Consider the following 19,705-nt stretch of genomic DNA (forward strand, 5'->3'; position numbering starts at 1 on the left):
GTCGCGGGTCGAAATATCACGAAACCAGGACATTCACCACAGCAGCCATGCCGCGACGGCGGCACCCCCCAGTGCCCCGCCGTAACACACCACGGCGATCGGCAGATCGAACCGGGCCAGGCCCAGCAGTTCCTCGCTGGTGTGGCGGATCCGGTGCGCGGCGTGGAAGAGGCAGAGCGCCACGACCGCCACCAGCGCCACCCGCACCGGCAGAGGTTCGAGCGCGCCCGCGAGGTGCGCGGCGGACGGCCAGTCGAGCACGCCCAGCGGCATGAGCACGCCGAACAGCAGCACGAGCACCGGCAGCAGCAGCGCGGCGACCACGCCTCCGCCGCTGAAGAGCAGCCACAGGTACGGTTCCAGCACGCGTCTCATGGCGACCTCAGCACGACGTACGCGACGACCGCGGAGACCAGCAGCCAGGCCGAGTGGTTGCCGCCCTGGATCATCCAGGCGGGCACCCGCCAGCCGTCCAGCCGCACCACCGTGGCCTTGGGCGCGAGGTTGAGGAAGGTGATCGCGTGGAAGCAGGTCGCGGCCAGCGCCACCACGTTGACCACGATCATCCACGGCCGCCCGGCGAGCGCCACGAAGCCCGCGTACCCGCCGCCGGTCAGGGCGGCGATCATCAGCAGCAGGTACGCGACCGTCCAGGCCACGAACACGCTGGTCAGCTCCCGGAGCACGAAGATCGTGTAGCGCCGCGAGCGGGCGAACCAGAGCCGGTCGCGGCCGCGTACGTAGGGCGCGGTCATCGACGGCTCCACGGCAGCACCGAGCGGAGCGCGGCGGTCAGCTTGTAGCGCTGGATGGCCTCGGCCGGGTCGACGTGCTTGGGGCAGGCGTTCGTGCACTCGCCGACGAACGTGCACCCCCAGACGGCGTCCTCCTGGCTGAGCACGTCGAACCGGTCGTCCATGTCGCGCGAGTCCAGGTTGTAGCGCTGCGCCAGCGCGATCGCCGCGGGCCCGAGGAAGTCCGGGTCGAGCACGTACACCGGGCAGGCCGAGTAGCAGAGCATGCAGTTGATGCACATGCTGTACTGCTTGTAGGCGTCGAGCTGTGCCGGGGTCTGCGCGTACTCGGCGGTCAGCGGCAGTTCCTCTCCCTCCCTGACCAGCCACGGCCGCACCGACGACAGCTTGGCCAGGAAGTCCTCGATGTCCACCACCAGGTCCCTGATGACCGGGAACCCCTTGAGCGGCTCGATCCTGACCGGTCCGTCGCCGTACTCGGTGAGGAAGGTCCCGCAGGTCAGCCGGGGTTCGCCGTTGACGGTCATGCCGCACGACCCGCAGATGCCCATCCGGCACGACCAGCGGAACGACAGCGTGCCGTCCAGCCGGTCCTTGACGTAGGTGAGCCCGTCGAGCACCGCCCAGTCGGGCATGAGCGGCACCTCGTACGACGCGAACACGGGCTCGGCGTCCTGCCCGGGGCGGTACCGGGCGACCTCCAGCCGGATCGACTCAGTCACGGCCATAGACCCTTTCCCCTGGGGGCCAGCGGGTGATGGTGACGGGCAGCAGCCCCACCGAGGGGGTGCCGTCGGGGGCGCGGTGGACCAGCGAGTGCGCCAGGAAGGCGCCGTCGTCCCTGACGGGGAAGTCGGTGCGCTGGTGGGCCCCGCGCGACTCCTGCCGGTTCAGCGCGCAGGCCACGATGGTCCGCGCGACGTCGAGCATGGCCCGCAGCTCCAGCAGGTTGATCATCTCGGTGTTGAAGACGGCGCTGGTGTCGTCGGCCCGCGCCTCCAGGGCCCGCTCGCACAGCTCGGCGAGGGTGTCGGCGGCCTTGGCCAGCACGTCGCCGCCGCGGTAGATGCCGGCCGCGCCCTCCAGCGTGTGCTGCATCTCCTCGCGCAGGACGGCGACGCGCTCGCCGTTCGCGCGGCCCTCGCGGGCGCGGGTCAGCCGCCGCCGCTCGTCGTCGCCCTGGCTGCGCACCGCGGGCGGCTCGCCCTCGCGGTGGGTACGGGCGAACTCGGCGGCGGCGATCCCGGCCCGCCTGCCGAAGACGAGGATCTCCGGCAGCGAGTTGGAGCCGAGCCGGTTGGCGCCGTTGATGCTCACGCAGGCCGTCTCCCCCGCCGCGTACAACCCCGCGACCGGGGTGGCCCCGTCGAGGTCGGTGTGCACGCCGCCCATCATGTAGTGCACGACGGGACGGACCGGGATGAGGTCGGTGGCCGGGTCGAGGTTCTGGTAGCTGCGGCAGAGCTCGCGCACGAACGGGATGCGGGCGTCGATCTTGTCCTCGCCGAGGTGGCGCAGGTCTAGGTAGACGACGGGCCCGTACGGGGTGTCGGCCGTGCGCCCTTTGCGCTGCTCGTGGACGAACGCCTGGGAGAGCCGGTCGCGCGGGCCCAGCTCCATGCTGCGCAGCTTCGGGGCGGGGGTGGGCCGGCCCAGGTCGTAGTCCTGCAGGTAGCGGTAGCCGTCCTTGTTGATCAGCCAGCCGCCCTCGGCCCTGGCCGCCTCGGTGATGAGGATGCCGGTGAACGGCAGCCCGGTGGGGTGGTACTGGACGAACTCCATGTCCTTCAGCGGCGCGCCCGCCCGGTAGGCCAGCGCCATGCCGTCGCCGGTCTTGATGGTCGCGTTGGTGGTGAACGGGAAGGCCCGGCCGCAGCCGCCGGTGGCCAGGATCACGGTCCTGGCGGGGATCGCCTCGACGCGGCCGGTCCTCATCTCGACGGCGACCACGCCGTGCACCCGGCCGTCGTCGACGATGAGCTGGGTGACGTACCACTCGTCGTATCGCACGATGTCGGGATATTTCAGGGTGGTCTGGAAGAGCGTGTGCAGCAGGTGGAAGCCCGTCTTGTCGGCCGCGTACCAGGTGCGCTGCCGTTTCATGCCGCCGAACGGGCGCACCGCGACCCGCCCGTCGGGCTCCCTGCTCCACGGGCAGCCCCAGTGTTCCAGCTGGATGAGCTCGCGGGGCGCCTCGGCCACGAACGCCTCCACCGCGTCCTGGTCGCACAGCCAGTCGCCGCCGGAGATCGTGTCGTAGCAGTGCTCGTCCAGGCTGTCGCCGGCGCCGATCACCGCGGCGGCGCCGCCCTCGGCGGAGACCGTGTGGCTGCGCATCGGATACACCTTGGACAGCACGGCCACGGTCAGGGACGGGTCGGTCTCGGCGACCGCGAGCGCGGCGCGCAGGCCGGCCCCGCCGCCCCCGACGATGAGCACGTCGATCATGCGATCAGCTCCCGCGGTCGGGCTGGATCGGGTCCTTCACCCGCCTGCCGTCGTGGCGGACGGCGGACAGGTGGATGCTGCCGTCGTGGTACTCGTGCCGGATCCGGCGGCAGCCGCAGTCGAAGAACTGGTCGCGGATGACGAGGCCGTAGCCGTCGTCGTCGACGAGGCGTTCGCCTCCCGACTTCCTCCCGCAGGGGGCCGTCTCGGGGGTGAAGGGGATCTTGGTGCCGGTCATCGCCGATCTCCTTAGACAGGCGACTGAATGGGCGGATCGTCACATCAACAGAAGCACCGCGACCTCTCGAGGGAAAGGTCTCACTTTGTTTCGCGGCGCTTGAGCGCGGCCTGCTGGGCCTCCTTCAGCTCCGGCTTGTCGTCGGGCGGGTAGTGCAGGTCGAAGGCGGGCCGTTCGGAGCGGATCGGCGGCATGAAGGTGAAGTTGTGCCGGGGCGGCGGGCAGCTCGTGGCCCACTCCAGCGAGCCGGCGAACCCCCACGGGTCGTCGACGGTGACCTTGGGCGCCCGTCTGGCTGTCCTCCAGACGTTGTAGAGGAACGGCAGCGTCGAGGCGCCGAGCAGGAACGCCCCCGCCGAGGAGATCTCGTTGAGCAGGGTGAACCCGTCGCCGGGCGAGTAGTCGGCGTAGCGGCGCGGGAACCCGAGCATGCCCAGCCAGTGCTGCACCAGGAAGGTGGTGTGGAAGCCGATGAACAGCGTCCAGAAGTGGAGCTGGCCGAGCCGGTCGTCGAGCATCCGGCCGGTCATCTTCGGCCACCAGAAGTAGAACCCGGCGAACATGGCGAACACGACCGTGCCGAACACCACGTAGTGGAAGTGGGCCACCACGAAGTAGGAGTCGGTGACCTGGAAGTCGAGCGGCGGCGAGCCCAGGATGACGCCGGTGAGCCCGCCGAGCAGGAAGGTGACGAGGAACCCGATGGCGAACATCATCGGCGCCTCGAAGCTCAGGTGTCCCCGCCACATGGTGCCGATCCAGTTGAAGAACTTCACCCCGGTCGGCACGGCGATCAAGAAGGTCATGAACGAGAAGAACGGCAGCAGCACCTGCCCGGTGGGGAACATGTGGTGCGCCCAGACGGTCATGGACAGCCCGGCGATGGCGATGGTCGCGCCGACCAGCCCGATGTAGCCGAAGATCGGCTTGCGCGAGAAGACCGGGATGACCTCGGTGATGATGCCGAAGAACGGCAGCGCGATGATGTAGACCTCGGGGTGCCCGAAGAACCAGAAGAGGTGCTGGTAGAGGATCGGCCCGCCGTTGGACGGGTCGAACACCTGGGTGCCCAGCCGCCGGTCCGACTCCAGCACCAGCAGCGCGGCGGCCAGCACGGGGAACGCCATCAGCACGAGCATGCTGGTCAGCAGCACGTTCCAGGTGAAGATCGGCATCCGGAACATGGTCATGCCGGGCGCCCGCATGCCGATGATCGTGGTGATGAAGTTGACCGCGCCGAGGATCGTGCCGAGTCCGGCGAGGGCCAGCCCCATGATCCACAGGTCGCCGCCGACGCCGGGCGAGTAGGTGGCCGACGACAGCGGCGTGTAGGCGAACCAGCCGAAGCTCGCCGCCCCGCCCGGGGTGAAGAAGCCGGCCACCGCGATCAGGCCGCCGAACAGGAACAGCCAGAAGCTGACCGCGTTGAGCCGCGGGAAGGCCACGTCGGGCGCGCCGATCTGCAACGGCATGACCGCGTTGGCGAACCCGGCGAACAGCGGGGTGGCGAACAGCAGCAGCATGATCGTGCCGTGCATGGTGAACATCTGGTTGTAGGTCTCGGCGTCGACGACCTGCAGTCCCGGCGCCGCCAGCTCGGCCCGGATGATCATCGCCATGACCCCGCCGATCAGGAAGAACCCGAACGAGGAGATCAGATACAGGTAGCCGATCACCTTGTGATCGGTGGTCGACAGCCAGGACGCGATGACCGTCCCGGTGCGCCGTCGCCTGACCTGTTCGATCGAGGTCTCGCGAACGGTGGTCACGGCTGCTCCCTCCAGTAGAGGTGGCGTGCCTACCCATTCCACGCCAACGATCGACGTGCGTGAAGGAGTTTTTCGAAGATTGCCGATATGTCCCCTTCTCGGATGGCGGACGCGGGCCAGGACCGGCCCCAGGATCTTCTATCCTTCGTGTCAACCCGATCGGAGGAGAGATTTCGTGACCGCTTCGCGTGACTACGCCGCCCTCGCCCAGCGTGGGCTCTCGCTCGACCTCACCAGGGGGAAGCCGTCGCCGCGTCAGCTCGACCTCTCCAACGACATGCTGAGGCTGCCGGAGTCCTACCACGCGGCCGACGGCACCGACGCCCGCAACTACGGCGACCTGCAGGGCCTGCCCGAGCTGCGCGAGCTGTTCGGCCCGCTGCTGCAGGTGCCGCCGGCGCAGGTCGTGGTGGGCGGCAACGCCAGCCTCGCGCTCATGCACGACACGGTCGTGCACGCGCTGCTCGGCAAGGTGCCGGGCGCCGAGCGGCGGTGGGTGGAGGAGCCGGAGATCACCTTCCTGTGCCCGGTGCCCGGCTACGACCGCCACTTCACGATCTGCGAGCGGCTCGGCATCACGATGGTGGCCGTCCCGATGGGCCCTGACGGCCCCGACATGGACGTCGTCGAGCGGCTCGTGGCGAGCGACCCGAAGGTCAAGGGCATGTGGTGCGTGCCCAAGTACAGCAACCCGTCCGGCGTCGTCTACAGCGACGAGACCGTGCGCCGGCTCGCCGCCATGCCGGCGGCCGCCCCCGACTTCCGGATCTTCTGGGACAACGCCTACGCCGTCCACCACCTCACCGACACCCCGGCCGAGCTGGCCGACCTGCTCGCGCTCTGCGCCGCCCACGGCAACCCCGACCGGGCCCTCGTGTACGGCTCCACCTCCAAGGTGACGCTGGCCGGCGCGGGCGTGTCGTTCTTCGGCTCGTCCCCGGCGAACGTGGAGTGGTTCCTGGCCAACACCCGCAAGCAGTCCATCGGGCCCGACAAGCTCAACCAGCTGCGCCACGTCGAGTTCCTGCGCGACGCCGACGGGGTGGCCGCCCACATGCGCCGCCACGCCGAGCTGATCGCGCCCAAGTTCGAGCTGGTCGACCGGGTGCTGACCAAGGAGCTCGGCGGCCTCGCCACCTGGACCAGCCCGCGGGGCGGCTACTTCATCAGCCTGGAGGTGCCGCACGCCGCCGAGGTGGTGGCCAGGGCCAAGGCGGCGGGCATCGCGCTCACGCCCGCCGGGGCCACCCACCCGTACGGCGAGGACCCGGACGACCGCGTGATCCGGATCGCCCCCACCTACCCCGAGCTGGACGAGCTGGAGCAGGCCATCCTCGGCCTGACCGTGTGCGTGCGGCTGGTGGCGGAAGAGCGCGCCTGATCAGAGCTTCCCGGCGGGGGGCCGGAAGCCGAAGATGTACTGACGCGTCTCGTGCGGGTGGAAGGTGACGTCGACCCCGGGCTCGAAGGCGACGTTGTCGCGGGAGCAGTAGCAGAGGCTCTCCCAGACGGCGTACGCCTTCTCCCGGGCGGGCCCCTCGGCCTCGTCGCGCTTGCGCGCCCCGTACGCGCCGAGCACGAGCAGCAGCCCGACCCCCCAGAACACGCCGGTCAGGCAGAACGGCGCGAGCAGCACCTCCGCCCAGCCGGAGAACTTGCCCATCGCGATCACCAGCGACACGACCAGGTGCAGCAGGGCCGCCACGCCGAGCAGGACGTACCCCTGGTTCCTGGTCCAGGGCGTGTAGTGGCGGCTGGGGAACGACAACCAGACCGCGAGCTGCGTACGGCTCATCTGGTGTTTGGACGCGCCCAGCGCGGCTCGCGAGGGCAGGTCGGCGACCTCACGATCGCCGGGCAGCCTGACCCGCCCGATCCGATACGTCGTGCCCGCCGCCACGACCCCCGGCACCGCGATGACCTGATCTACCAGCCCGCATGCCGGACACTTCACTTCCACCCGCCGCAGTCTCTCCGTAAAACGACACTCCATGCAAACCGTAAGGTTCTTCATGTGAGACCCATTGACGCCCTGGTGAGTTCCCTGCCCGACGGCCGGGTCGTGACCGACCCCGACGTGATCGACTCCTACGCCCGCGACCGCACGTTCGTGGAGCCCGGCAAACCGCTCGCCGCGGTGCTGGCCGGCTCGCGCGACGACGTGGTGGCCACGCTGCGCTGGGCGAGCGAGCACCGGGTGCCGGTCGTGCCGCGCGGCGCGGGCACCGGGCTCGCCGGCGGCGCGACTGCGGGCGACGGCGCGGTCATCCTCTCCCTGGCCAGGATGGACCAGATCAGGGAGCTCGCTCCCGCCGACGAGATCGCCGTGGCCGAGCCCGGCGTGATCACCGCCGACCTCGACCGGGCCGCCAGGCAGCACGGGCTGATGTACGCGCCGGACCCTTCCTCGTACGAGATCTCCACGATCGGCGGCAACCTGGCGACGAACGCGGGCGGGCTGCGCTGCGTCAAGTACGGCGTCACCCGCGACTCGGCGCTCGGGCTGGAGGTGGTGCTGGCCGACGGGCGGATCCTGAACACCGGGCGGCGCACCATGAAGGGCGTCACCGGCTACGACCTGACCGGCCTGTTCGTCGGCTCCGAGGGCACGCTGGGCGTGATCACCGCCGCCACCGTGCGGCTGCGGCCGGTCCCGGCGGCTCCGGCGACGTTCGCGGCCGAGTTCGGCTCGCTGCGCGACGCGGGCGCGGCGGTGTCGGCGATCATGGCGGCGGGGTGCCAGCCGTCGCTGATGGAGCTGCTCGACCGGGCCACGCTGGAGGCCATCGACGACTGGCGCAACATCGGCCTGGAGGCGGGCACGATGGCCATGCTCATCGGCCAGTCCGACGCCTCCGACGGCCAGGCCGCCGCCGCCCGCATGGAGCGGCTCTGCCTCGACAACGGCGCCACGTTCGTGGCCGTCTCCTCCAGCCCGCAGGAGACCGAGGAACTGATCGGGCTGCGCCGGATGGCCTACCAGGCCAAGGAGCGGCTCGGCGCGTGCCTGGTCGAGGACGTGTGCGTGCCCCGCTCGGTGCTGCCCGACATGATCGGCGCGATCGAGGCCGCCGCCGCCCGGCACGGCGTGCGCATCTGCACCGTCGCGCACGCCGGCGACGGCAACCTGCACCCGGTGTTCGTCTTCGAGCACGGTACGAGCGAGCCGCCGCCCGAGGTGTGGGCCGCGGCGGACGAGGTGTTCACGCGGGCCCTGGAGCTGGGCGGCACGCTCACCGGCGAGCACGGGGTCGGCGTGCTCAAGCGGCGCTGGCTGGCGTTGGAGACGGGGCCGGTGGCGCGGGAGGTGCAGCACGGCATCAAGGCCGTCTTCGACCCGCTGAACATCCTCAACCCGGGCAAGGCGATCTGACCGGTGGCCGGTTGTTCACCAAGACGTGACCTCGGCCGCGAATCCCGTAACGACCTGCGTGAAAACGCTGACACGCGAGCGTCAGACAGAGAAGATATTCCAGGTAGCGACTCATACCAATAGTCACGCTGGTAGCGTTTTGCCCCAGCGATCGTTCTGTATGGGGGTCCGGGGTGAGTCAGTTCCAGCCGTTGATGGCGGACGACCCGCAACGGCTGGGCGCGTTCGAGATCGTCGCCCGGCTAGGCGAGGGTGGCCAGGGGGTGGTCTACCTTGGCCGGACGGCGTCCGGCGAGCAGGTCGCCGTCAAGCTTCTGCACAATGCCCTGGCGGCCGACCCGGAAGCCAGGAGCCGCTTCCTGCGCGAGGTGGCGGTGGCCCAGCGGGTCGCCCGGTTCTGCACCGCGCCGGTGCTCCACGCCGACCTGGAGGGCAGCCGGCCGTACATCGTCAGCGAGTTCGTGCAGGGGCCGTCGCTGCGTGAGCTGGTGATCAACGAGGGCCCGCGCCGGGGGGCGGCGCTCGAACGGCTCGCGATCAGCACCGCGACCGCCCTGGCGGCCATCCACCGGGCGGGCATCCTGCACCGCGACTTCAAGCCCGCCAACGTGCTCATGGGTCCCGAAGGGCCCGTGGTGATCGACTTCGGCATCGCCCGCGCCCTCGACGCGCCCGGCGCGACCGCGACCGGCATGGCCATGGGCACCCCGTCCTATCTCGCGCCCGAGCAGCTCACCGGCACCGCGCCGGTGTCGGAGGCGGCGGACGTGTTCGCGTGGGGCGTCACCATGGTGTACGCCGCCACCGGCAAGCCGGCCTTCGGCGCCGACTCGATCCCCGTGGTGATGAACCGCATCCTCCACCAGGAGCCGCAGCTCGGCGGCATGGAGGGGCGGCTGGCCGAACTGGTGGCGCTCTGCCTGTCGAAGGACCCCGGCCAGCGGCCGTCGGCCGACCGGCTGATCGTCGAGCTGACGGGCCAGCCGGCGCCCAACGCGGCCATCGAACCGGTCTCGGGCCCCCAGGCCCAGCGCCCCTACGAGCCCGCCCCGTACCCCTCCCCCGAAGGAGCCACCCCCTTCGGCGCGGGCCCCTCCGAGGGCCTTGGAACGCGGCAGACCCCCGCCCACCCAGGCCACGCGGCAGCAGCCCACCTGGCCGCCCATCCCGGCACGAACCATCCCGGACCGGGCCAACCTGGCGCTGGCCAGGGGGGCGCTCAGCCTGGCACGGAGTACCCGGCCGGCCAGCCTGGGACAGGCCAGCCGGGCGTGCAGCCCGGACCTGGCGGTCCGCAGAATCCGTGGATGCCTGGGGCCGCGGCCGACGCCATGCCGCACACGGGCGCGTACGGCCCGCCCGGAGGCGCGCCCGAGACCACCGGCGGCGGCGCTCCCGGCGGGCACCCGGCGATGCACGGGTCGCCCGGCATGGGCGCCCAGCCTCCGTTCCCGGGCGCGCAGCATCCCGGCCAGGCGGGACCCGCCGCCCACGGCCAGGGCGGCCCTGGACACGCCGGTGCCGGTCCTGTCGCGCAAGGCGGACCGGGATCCGCGGGCCAGGGCGGACCGGGGCACCCGGGATCCGCGGGCCAAGGCGGACCGGGGCAGGGCGGGCCTTTCGGCCCCGGTCAGCAAGGTCCCGGTCAGCAAGGTCCCGGGCAGCAAGGTCCCGGGCAGCAAGGTCCCGGGCAGCAAGGTCCTGGGCGGGCGCCGCGTGAGCCGATGTCCAAGCAGCGGCGGTCGCTCACGTTCGCGCTCTCCGGAGCCGCGGCCGCGGCGCTGCTCGTGGTGGTCGGCGCCGTCGTGGTGCAGGCCAACGCCAAGTCCACGCCCGTGATGAACGTGGACAACGCCACCGCCTCCACGGCCCCCGCGTCCCAGCCCCCGCCGACCCCGGACACGTACTCCCCGGTCCCCACCCCGGACCTGGAGGAGCCGAAGCCGACCAAGACCCGGAAGAAGAAGACCGACGAGGCCACCGCCAGGCCCGACACGATCACGGTCCCCACCACCCGCCCGACGACCACCAAGCCGTCATCGTCGCCGTCGCCGACGAAAAAGAAGAAGAAGCGGAACACCCTCGTCGAGCCGGACCTGGAGCCGACGACGCAGCCCACGAGCGGCGGCGAGCAGACGGACCTGCCGACCAAGCCGCGACCCAAGCCGCTGGTCAAGAACACCACGAACGTGGTCGCCCTCTGCGGCACCGGCTACAAGGTGATCAACCAGCGCAAGCTCTCCGACAAGTCCGGCCGGGACACCGCCATGATCTACCTGCTCTACCACACCGGCCAGGGCAAGAACTGCGTGGTGACCAAGTCGCTCTACGTGCACACCGACAAGGTCGCGATGAGCGCCCACCTCCAGGTCAAGGGCGGCGCGCAGGCCGACGACCCGGGCCGCTTCACCCGGCACGCCGGCCCGATCCGGCTGGCCGCCAAGAAGAAGTGCGTCATCTGGGGCGGCACCTTCGAGGGCGTGAGCTGGAAGTCCGGCTGGAGCCACTGCGGCTGAGCCGCGAGCCTCACGGGCCGCGCTCCCTCCGGGGGTGCGGCCCTTCTCATGCGGGCAGGATGGCGCTACCGTTCCTGACGTGATCGTCAAGTCTCTGACCCAGCGGGGGAAGCGGACCCGCGCCGCTCTCCTGACGGCGGGGCGGGACGCGTTCGAGGAGTGCGGGTACGACGGGGTACGGGTCGACGACGTGTGCGCGCGGGCCGGGGTCTCCCATGGCACGTTCTACACGTACTTCGACTCCAAGGAGGCGCTGTTCGCCGAGGTCGCGGAGGCGGTGGTGGGCGAGATGTTCGCGGCGAACGTGGTCGGCCCGTCCGCGCCCGCCGACCCGTACGCGCGGATAGCCGCCGCGAACCGGCTCTACCTGCGGGCCTGGTCGGCGAACTCGCGCCTGGTGCGGATGCTGGAGCACGCGGCCACCGTCGACGACCGGTTCGGCGGCCTGCTGCTGGAACTGCGCGAGGTGTTCGTGCGGCGCGGCGAGGAGGGGCTGCGGCGGCTGCAGCAGCAGGGCCTGGCCGACGCGTCGCTCGACCCCAGGCTGACGGCGATCATGCTGGGCGGCATGGTGGAGCAGTTCGCGCACGTGTGGCTGGACCTCGGCGAGCGGGCGAGCGAGGAGGCCGCCGTGGACCATCTCACGCGGCTGTGGGCGCGGGCCATCGGGCTGACGCCGCCGTCAGGTTCCGGGGAGGAAGCGTGATCATCAGCAGGCTCGACCCCGGCGCGGACGACTACGCGCGCCGCCGCGAGGCGATGCTCGCCAAGCTGGCTGAGCTGGACGCCGAGCACGCCAAGGCGGTCGCGGGCGGCGGCGCCAAGTACGTCGAGCGCCACCGCCGGCGCGGCAAGCTGCTCGCCCGCGAGCGGATCGAGCTGCTCGTCGACCCCGACTCGCCGTTCCTTGAGCTGTCGCCGCTGGCCGCCTGGGGCAGCGACTTCCCGGTGGGGGCGAGCGTGGTGACCGGCATCGGGGTGATCGAGGGCGTCGAGTGCCTGATCAGCGCGAACGACCCGACGGTCAGGGGCGGCGCGTCCAACCCGTGGACGCTGCGCAAGACGCTGCGGGCCGCCGACATCGCCTTCGAGAACCGCCTGCCGTACGTGAACCTCGTGGAGAGCGGCGGCGCCGACCTGCCGACCCAGAAGGAGATCTTCATCCCGGGCGGCCGGATCTTCCGCGACCTGACGCGGCTGTCGGCCGCCGGGATCCCGACGATCGCGCTGGTGTTCGGCAACTCCACGGCCGGCGGCGCGTACGTCCCGGGGATGAGCGACTACACGGTGATGGTGCGCGAGCGGGCCAAGGTGTTCCTGGGCGGGCCGCCGCTGGTGAAGATGGCGACCGGCGAGGAGTCCGACGACGAGTCGCTGGGCGGGGCCGAGATGCACGCCCGGGTGAGCGGCCTGGCCGACTACCTCGCCGCCGACGAGCACGACGCGCTGCGCATCGGCCGCCGCGTCGTCGGCTCGCTCCACTGGCGCAAGCAGGGCGCCGAACCGTACCCGGTGCGGGAGCCCGCGTACCCGGCGGAGGAGCTGCTGGGGATCGTGCCGGAGGACCTGAAGGTGCCGTTCGACCCGCGCGAGGTGATCGCCCGGGTGGTCGACGGCAGCGCGTTCGAGGAGTTCAAGCCGCTGTACGGGGCGTCGCTGGTGACGGGCTGGGCCCGGCTGCACGGCTATCCGGTGGGCATTCTGGCCAACGCCCGCGGGGTGCTGTTCAGCGAGGAGGCGCAGAAGGCCACCCAGTTCATCCAGCTCGCCAACCAGACCCGCACCCCGCTGGTCTTCCTGCAGAACACCACCGGCTACATGGTCGGCAAGGAGTACGAGCAGGGCGGCATCATCAAGCACGGCGCGATGATGATCAACGCGGTGTCCAACTCGACCGTGCCGCACCTGACCGTGGTCATGGGCGCCTCGTACGGGGCGGGCAACTACGGCATGTGCGGTCGCGCGTACGGGCCCAGGTTCCTGTTCAGCTGGCCGAGCGCGAAGTCGGCGGTGATGGGGCCGGCGCAGCTCGCCGGGGTGCTGTCGATCGTCGGCCGCGCCGCGGCCGGGGCGCGCGGCCAGGTGTACGACGAGGAGGCCGACGCGGCGATGCGGGCGATGGTGGAGGCGCAGGTGGAGGCGGAGTCGCTGCCGTTCTTCCTGTCGGGCAGGCTCTACGACGACGGGGTGATCGACCCGCGCGACACCCGGACGGTCCTCGGCCTGTGCCTGTCGGCGGTCAACAGCGCGCCGGTGCCGGAGCCGGCCGGGTTCGGGGTGTTCCGGCCATGATCAGGCGTCTGCTGGTGGCGAACCGGGGCGAGATCGCCCGCCGCGTCTTCCGTACCTGCCGTGAGCTGGGCGTCGAGACCGTGGCTCTCTACTCCGACGCGGACGCGGACGCGCCGCACGTGGCGGAGGCCGATCTCGCGGTGCGGCTGAGCGGGGTGAAGCCCGCCGGGACGTATCTGGCGATCGACCGGGTGATCGAGGCGTGCCGGGCGTCGGGGGCGGACGCGGTCCATCCCGGCTACGGATTCCTGTCGGAGAACGCGGCCTTCGCCCGTGCCGTGCTGGACGCGGGCCTGACCTGGGTCGGGCCGCCGCCGGACGCCATCGCGGCGATGGGCTCGAAGACCGGGGCCAAGCGGCTGATGGCGGAGGCCGGGGTGCCGGTGCTGCCGACGCTCGACCCGGCCGCGCCCGGGGAGTTCCCGGTGCTGGTGAAGGCGTCGGCGGGCGGCGGCGGGCGCGGCATGCGGGTGGTGCGCGACCCCGCGGACCTGGCTCGGCAGGTGGAGTCGGCGCGGCGGGAGGCGGAGGCGGCGTTCGGCGACGGCGGCGTCTTCGTCGAGCCGCTGCTGGAGCGGGCCAGGCACGTCGAGGTGCAGGTGCTGGCCGACGGCCACGGCACCGTGTGGGCGCTGGGCGAACGGGAGTGCAGCGTCCAGCGCAGGCACCAGAAGGTCGTCGAGGAGTGCCCGTCGCCGGCGGTGACGCCGGAGCTGCGGGCCCGGCTGGCGGACGCGGCCGTGCGCGCCGCCCGCGCCATCGGGTACACCGGGGCGGGGACGGTCGAGTTCCTGGTCGCGGGCGAGCGGGTGGCGTTCCTGGAGGTGAACACCCGGCTGCAGGTCGAGCATCCGGTGACCGAGCTGGTCTACGGGGTCGATCTGGTCCGCCTGCAACTGGAGGTGGCCGAGGGCGCCCGCCTGCCGGAGGCGCCGCCCGAGCCGCGCGGGCACGCGGTGGAGGCCCGGCTGTACGCCGAGGACCTCGCGTACCTGCCGCAGTCGGGGGTGCTGCACCGGTTCGAGGTGACCGGCGCGGTGCGGGTGGACGCGGGGGTGGAGAGCGGGTCGGTGGTGTCCCCGCACTACGACCCCATGCTGGCCAAGATCGTCGGGTACGGGGCGACGCGCGGCGAGGCGGTGCGCAAGCTGGCCTCCGCCCTGCGGGGCGCCCGCCTCCACGGGGTCACCACCAACCGGGACATGCTCCTCCAAATCCTGAAAAATCCTGCTTTCGAGCGAGGCGACACCCACACCGGCTTCCTCGACGAGCATCCGCCCGTGCCTCCCCCGCCTCCCGGCGCCCGGGAGGCGCTGGCCGCCGCCCTGGCCATGGCCCGCGCCGGCCGCGACCGCGCCCCGGTCCTGCGCAGCCTTCCCTCCGGCTGGCGCAACGTCCGCTCGCAGCCTCGTACGGCCCGCTTCGAGGAGACCGAGGCCACCTACGACCCCCTCCCGCCCGGCACCGCCGTGGTCGCGGTGAGCCCTCTGCCCGCTGTCCGGACCGGCTCCGACGGCGGGGCGTATCGAGTGGTCCTGGAGACGGACGGGGTGCGGCGGGCGTTCGAGGTGTGCTGGTACGGGGACGGGAAGGTGTACGCCGACGGGCCGGAGGGCGCCGCCGTGCTGACGCCCGTGCCACGCCTGCCGGAGCCGGTGGAGCACGTCGCCCCGGGCTCGCTGCTGGCCCCGATGCCGGGCAGCGTGCTGCGGGTGGAGGTGGAGCCGGGTGACCGGGTGGCGAAGGGCGCCCCGATCCTGGTGCTCGAAGCGATGAAAATGGAACACGCGGTCACCGCCCCCGCGGCGGGCGTGGTCGCGACCGTGCACGTGGAGAAGGGCCGGCAGGTCGACGCGGGCGCCGTGCTGGCGGTGATCAGGGAGAGTGACGATGACGGAGCTGGTGCACAGCGACCTTGAGCACGGGGTCGCGACCGTGACCCTGGACTCGCCGAAGAACCGCAACGCGTTGTCCACCAGGCTGCTGGGCGACCTGGAGTCCCACCTGAAGCAGGCGATCGCCGACGACGCGGCGCGGGTGATCGTGCTGACGGGCACGGGTCCGGTGTTCTGCTCGGGCGCGGACCTGAAGGAGCAGCGCGACCCGGCCGCCGCGCCGGTGACCACGTCGCTGCCGGACATCCTGACCATGATCTGGCACAGCCCGAAGCCGGTGGTCTGCCGCCTCAACGGCACCGCCCGCGCGGGCGGCATCGGCCTGGTGACGGCGTGCGACGTCGCGATCGCGCCCGACACGGCGTCGTTCGCGTTCTCGGAGGTGCGGCTCGGCGTGGTGCCCGCCATGATCGCGGTGCCGGTGCTGCGCAAGGTGAACCCGCGGGCGGCGTCGGAGTACCTCTTGACCGGCGAGGTGTTCGACGCGGCCAGGGCCGTGGAGATCGGCCTGCTCAACCGGGCGGTGCCCGAGGCGGAGCTGGACGCGACCGTGCGCCACTACACCGGCATGCTGGTCAAGGGCGGTCCCGAGTCTCTGGCGATCACCAAGATGCTGCTCTGCGAGCTGCCGGGGGTGTCGTTCGAGGAGGGCGTGCGCCGGATGGCCGCCCTGTCGGCCGAGCGGTTCACCTCCGAGGAGGGGCAGGAGGGCATCGCCGCCTTCATGGACAAGCGCCCGCCCCGCTGGGTCCCGTGAGTCACCCGGTGGACCGCGCCGTGCTCCGGGTGGCCAACTGCAGCGGCTTCTACGGCGACCGGCTGTCGGCGGCCCGCGAGATGGTCGAGGGCGGCCCGATCGACGTGCTCACCGGCGACTGGCTGGCCGAGCTGACCATGCTCATCCTGGCCGGCAACCGGCTCAAGGGCCGGCCCGGCTACGCGCCGACGTTCCTGCGTCAGCTGGAGGACGTCCTCGGCACCTGCCTGAAGCGCGGCATCAAGATCGTGTCCAACGCGGGCGGCCTCGACCCGGCGGGCTGCGCCGACGCCGTGCGCGAGCTCGCCGCCAGGCTCGGCCTCTCCCCCAGGGTCGCGCACGTCACCGGCGACGATCTCACCGGCCGCGACCTGGACCTGGTCAACGCCGACACCGGCGAGCGGCTGACGGCCACCCCGCTCACGGCCAACGCCTACCTGGGCGGCCGGCCGATCGCCGCCGCCCTGTCGGCGGGCGCCGACGTCGTGGTGACCGGCCGCGTCACGGACGCGGCCCTGGTGACGGGTCCGGGCATCTGGCGGTACGGGTGGGGGCCCGCCGATCTCGACCCGCTGGCGGGATCGGTGGTCGCCGGCCACATCATCGAGTGCGGCTGCCAGGCGACGGGCGGCAACTACGCGTTCTTCCAGGACGTCCCTGACCTGGCCCGCTGCGGCTTCCCGATCGCCGAGCTGCACGCCGACGGCTCGTGCGTGATCACCAAGCACCCCGGCACGGGCGGGCTGGTCTCGGTGGGCACGGTCACGGCGCAGCTGCTGTACGAGATCGCGGGCCCGCGCTACCCCGGCCCCGACGTGGTGGCCCGGTTCGACACCGTCGCCCTGTCGTCCGACGGCCCCGACCGGGTCCGCGTCACGGGCGCCCGCGGCGAGCCGCCGCCTGACACGCTCAAGGTCGCGGTCAACTACCTGGCCGGTTACCGCAACACGATGACCCTCGTGCTCACCGGGCTCGACATCGAGGACAAGGCCCGGGTGGCGGAGGAGACGATCTGGGCGCGGATCCCGAAGGACTCCTTCGACCAGGTGGACGTCACGCTCACCGGCCACGGCCTGCTCAGGATCACGGTCATGGACGCCGACCAGCGCAAGGCGGGCCGGGCGTTCTCCTCCGCCGTGGTGGAGACGGGGCTCGCCGGCTACCCCGGCTTCTACGGTCTCACCCCTCCAGGCCCGGCGTCCCCGTACGGCGTCTACTGGCCGGTCCTGGTGCCGGCGTCGGAGGTCCGCCCGGAGGTGTACGTGGACGGCGAGCGGGTCCCGCTGGACGCCCCCGAGGACGTCGGCGAGCCCACGGACGCGCCGCCGCCACCCCGGGAGCCGGAGACGCCCGAACGTCTGGAAGGCGGGGCGAGTGTGCGGATGCCGCTGGGGCGGATCGCCGGGGCGCGGTCGGGTGACAAGGGCGGCAACGCCAACCTGGGCGTGTGGACCACCACTCCCGAGCGCTACGCCTGGCTGGCCGCCCAGCTCACCACCGAGCGCCTGAAGTCCCTGCTGCCCGAGCTGGCCCCGTACCGAGTCGACCGCCACGCGCTGCCCAACCTCAACGCGCTGAACTTCGTGATCCACGGGCTGCTCGGCCGCGGCGTGGCCGCCAGCCCGCGCATGGACCCCCAGGCCAAGGCGCTCGGCGAGGAGCTGCGTGCCTGCCCGGTGGAGGTGCCCGCGCGCCTCGTGTAAACCATTTGAGCCGGTATGTCCCCGTACACGAGGATGACCGGCATGCCGATGCGCCGATTGACCCTCGACGACCTGGACGACTGCGGCCGGTTGGCCGAGGACCGCGGCTGGCTGCCGGAGCGGCACAAGTGGACGCTGCTGTTCGAGGTCGGCGAGGTGTACGGGATCGACGCGCCCGACGGCGACGGCCTGGCCTCCACGACCGTCCTGACCCGTTACGGCGACGGCCACGCGGTCGTCAGCATGGTGCTCACCGCCGCCAGGTACGCCCGCAAGGGGATGGCCCGCGGGCTGATGGAGCACGTGCTCGCGCGGGCGGGCGACCGCGTCGTGTCGCTGCACGCCACCGAGTACGGCAGACCGCTGTACGAGAGCCTAGGGTTCCGCACGGCCGGCCGGGTGGCCAAGCGCACCGGCGTCTTCCGCGGCGCGCCCTCGGGCCGCACCCGGGTCGCCACGGAGGCGGATCTCGGCGCGATCCTGGCGCTGGACGCGGAGGTGTTCGGCACGGACCGGTCGGCGCTGCTGCGCCGCATGGACGGGTTCGGGGAGCGGGTCCGGGTGGCCGAGGGCGGGTTCGGCCACTGCTGGCGCAACGACGACAACGTGGTGATCGGCCCGGTCGTGGCCCGCGACGAGGAGACCGCCCGCGCCCTGATCGGCGACCTGGCCCTGGACGCGGGCGGCGAGGTGCGGATGGACCTCGACCTGGCACAGGACGGCCTGACGCGGTGGGCCGGCGAGCACGGCGTCGGCGCTCCGTGGGAGGTGTCGCTGATGGTGCGGGGCGGCGACCTGCCCGGCGACCGGTCGCGGCAGTTCCTGCCGTTCATGCAAGCGCTCGGCTGACTCCGCAGCGTTAGGATGAGGCGTTCCAGAATGTGATTCGGGTCGAAAGGCGGCCATGTCCTCCACCCATATCGACGTCAGCGCCGTCGACCTCGATGAGCTCGGCGCCTGGATGGACGAGCAGGGCCTGCCCGGAGGCCCGATCACGGCGGTCGCGCCGGTCTCCGGCGGCACCCAGAACGTGATGGTCCGCTTCGAGCGCGGCGGGGTCCCGTACATCCTGCGCAGGCCGCCGCAGCACGCGCGGGCCAAGAGCAACGAGGTGCTGCGGCGCGAGGCCCGCGTGCTGGCCGCGCTGCGCGACACGCCGGTCGCGGCGCCCCGGCTGGTGGCCGCGCAGACCGTGCGGGAGCCGGTCTTCTACCTGATGGAGCCGGTCGACGGGTTCAACCCCTCGACCGGGCTGCCGGAGCCGCACGCGAGCGACGCCGCCATCCGCCACCGGATGGCGCTGGAGGCGGCCTCGGCGCTGGCCGAGCTGGGCCGGGTGGACCCGGGCCTGCTGCCGGGCTTCGGCCGGCCTGAAGGGTTCCTGGAGCGCCAGGTGCCGCGCTGGATGCGCGAGCTCGACTCCTACGGCGAGCTCGCCGGCTATCCGGGGCCGGACATCCCCGGCCTGGAGGAGACGGCGCGCTGGCTTGAGAGCAACCGGCCCGCCTCGTTCCGGCCGGGGATCATGCACGGCGACTTCCACTTCGCGAACCTGATGTTCGCGCCCGACGGCCCGCGCGTGGCGGCCATCGTCGACTGGGAGATGTGCACGATCGGCGATCCGCTGCTCGACCTCGGGTGGCTGGTGGCGATGTGGCCGATGGCCGACGGCTACGTCCCCGGACTGGCCTCGCCGCGCGAGATCGTCGACTGCTACGCGGCGCTGTCCGACCGCGATCTGTCCGCCATCGACTGGTACGCGGTCATGGCGTGCTTCAAGCTGGGCATCGTGCTCGAAGGCACCCATGCGAGGGCATTCGCCGGGAAAGCCCCCAAGGACATCGGTGACCTGCTGCACGCCGCCACACTCGACCTCTTCGCCCGTGCAGGGCACATCATGCGCAACTCTCTCGAATCACCCACATAACATCCAATATCCTGATTTTCCCGAAAAACGAT

17 protein-coding genes are annotated in these 19,705 nt (G+C 71.9%); 10 read left to right on the forward strand and 7 right to left on the reverse strand.

All coding sequences use genetic code 11. The features are described 5' to 3' along the window. Positions 1-33: 33 nt before the first annotated feature. The 6 genes from AB0K05_RS26475 to ctaD all read right to left on the reverse strand — a co-directional run bounded on the left by AB0K05_RS26475 (position 34) and on the right by ctaD (position 5,210). Positions 34-375: a hypothetical protein gene (locus AB0K05_RS26475; protein ID WP_219545417.1), complete on the reverse strand. Its 342-nt coding sequence runs from the start codon at positions 373-375 to the stop codon at positions 34-36. After that, positions 372-755 carry a hypothetical protein gene (locus tag AB0K05_RS26480; protein WP_364232496.1) on the reverse strand — a complete coding sequence of 128 codons (384 nt, stop codon included), beginning with the start codon at positions 753-755 and terminating at the stop codon, positions 372-374. Before AB0K05_RS26480 ends, AB0K05_RS26475 begins: the two co-directional genes overlap by 4 nt. Further along, positions 752-1,477: a succinate dehydrogenase iron-sulfur subunit gene (sdhB, locus tag AB0K05_RS26485; protein ID WP_148030584.1), complete on the reverse strand. Its 726-nt coding sequence runs from the start codon at positions 1,475-1,477 to the stop codon at positions 752-754. Before sdhB ends, AB0K05_RS26480 begins: the two co-directional genes overlap by 4 nt. Next, on the reverse strand, positions 1,470-3,203 hold the full coding sequence (frdA, locus tag AB0K05_RS26490; protein ID WP_364232499.1) for a fumarate reductase (quinol) flavoprotein subunit: 1,734 nt from the start codon (positions 3,201-3,203) through the stop codon (positions 1,470-1,472). The genes sdhB and frdA overlap by 8 nt, the downstream gene beginning before the upstream one ends. Positions 3,204-3,207: 4 nt before the next feature. Further along, positions 3,208-3,441: a hypothetical protein gene (locus tag AB0K05_RS26495; RefSeq protein WP_271278303.1), complete on the reverse strand. Its 234-nt coding sequence runs from the start codon at positions 3,439-3,441 to the stop codon at positions 3,208-3,210. Positions 3,442-3,521: 80 nt separating this feature from the next. Beyond that, positions 3,522-5,210 carry a cytochrome c oxidase subunit I gene (gene ctaD / locus AB0K05_RS26500; RefSeq protein ID WP_364232502.1) on the reverse strand — a complete coding sequence of 563 codons (1,689 nt, stop codon included), beginning with the start codon at positions 5,208-5,210 and terminating at the stop codon, positions 3,522-3,524. Between the two features lie 175 nt (positions 5,211-5,385). Between ctaD and AB0K05_RS26505 the strand changes: the two genes are divergently transcribed. Continuing rightward, entirely contained in the window at positions 5,386-6,591 is a 1,206-nt protein-coding gene (locus tag AB0K05_RS26505; protein ID WP_271278305.1) for an aminotransferase class I/II-fold pyridoxal phosphate-dependent enzyme, read from the forward strand. On the opposite strand, the gene AB0K05_RS26510 is transcribed toward AB0K05_RS26505, so the two are convergent. After that, positions 6,592-7,170, reverse strand: coding sequence for a hypothetical protein (locus AB0K05_RS26510; RefSeq protein WP_148030579.1), 579 nt, complete (start codon positions 7,168-7,170; stop codon positions 6,592-6,594). Positions 7,171-7,224: 54 nt separating this feature from the next. Here AB0K05_RS26510 and AB0K05_RS26515 point away from each other — a divergent pair, with 54 nt between their 5' ends. The 9 genes from AB0K05_RS26515 (at position 7,225) to AB0K05_RS26555 (ending at position 19,673) form a co-directional block, all read left to right on the forward strand. Next, complete coding sequence (locus tag AB0K05_RS26515; protein WP_364232506.1) at positions 7,225-8,583, forward strand: FAD-linked oxidase C-terminal domain-containing protein; 1,359 nt, start codon at positions 7,225-7,227, stop codon at positions 8,581-8,583. Between the two features lie 173 nt (positions 8,584-8,756). After that, entirely contained in the window at positions 8,757-11,099 is a 2,343-nt protein-coding gene (locus AB0K05_RS26520; protein ID WP_364232508.1) for a serine/threonine-protein kinase, read from the forward strand. 79 nt (positions 11,100-11,178) lie between these two features. Then, positions 11,179-11,805 (forward strand): TetR/AcrR family transcriptional regulator, encoded by a 627-nt coding sequence (locus tag AB0K05_RS26525; protein WP_187281064.1) that lies wholly within the window; start codon positions 11,179-11,181, stop codon positions 11,803-11,805. A gap of 53 nt (positions 11,806-11,858) precedes the next feature. Beyond that, the gene (locus tag AB0K05_RS26530) at positions 11,859-13,391 is read left to right on the forward strand and encodes a carboxyl transferase domain-containing protein (RefSeq protein ID WP_364232647.1); all 1,533 of its coding nucleotides are present in this window, start codon (positions 11,859-11,861) and stop codon (positions 13,389-13,391) included. After that, positions 13,388-15,310 carry a biotin carboxylase N-terminal domain-containing protein gene (locus tag AB0K05_RS26535; RefSeq protein WP_364232511.1) on the forward strand — a complete coding sequence of 641 codons (1,923 nt, stop codon included), beginning with the start codon at positions 13,388-13,390 and terminating at the stop codon, positions 15,308-15,310. The genes AB0K05_RS26530 and AB0K05_RS26535 overlap by 4 nt, the downstream gene beginning before the upstream one ends. Next, a complete protein-coding gene (locus AB0K05_RS26540; RefSeq protein WP_271278309.1) occupies positions 15,282-16,043 on the forward strand; it encodes an enoyl-CoA hydratase-related protein in 762 nt (253 codons plus the stop codon). The genes AB0K05_RS26535 and AB0K05_RS26540 overlap by 29 nt, the downstream gene beginning before the upstream one ends. Beyond that, positions 16,040-17,746 (forward strand): acyclic terpene utilization AtuA family protein, encoded by a 1,707-nt coding sequence (locus AB0K05_RS26545; protein ID WP_271278310.1) that lies wholly within the window; start codon positions 16,040-16,042, stop codon positions 17,744-17,746. The genes AB0K05_RS26540 and AB0K05_RS26545 overlap by 4 nt, the downstream gene beginning before the upstream one ends. Before the next feature lie 42 nt (positions 17,747-17,788). Continuing rightward, the gene (locus AB0K05_RS26550; RefSeq protein ID WP_271278311.1) at positions 17,789-18,595 is read left to right on the forward strand and encodes a GNAT family N-acetyltransferase; all 807 of its coding nucleotides are present in this window, start codon (positions 17,789-17,791) and stop codon (positions 18,593-18,595) included. 55 nt (positions 18,596-18,650) lie between these two features. After that, positions 18,651-19,673 (forward strand): phosphotransferase family protein, encoded by a 1,023-nt coding sequence (locus AB0K05_RS26555; RefSeq protein ID WP_271278312.1) that lies wholly within the window; start codon positions 18,651-18,653, stop codon positions 19,671-19,673. Positions 19,674-19,705: the final 32 nt, after the last annotated feature.

This window comes from Nonomuraea sp. NPDC049486, from assembly GCF_040676925.1.
GTDB classification, from domain to species: domain Bacteria; phylum Actinomycetota; class Actinomycetes; order Streptosporangiales; family Streptosporangiaceae; genus Nonomuraea; species Nonomuraea ferruginea.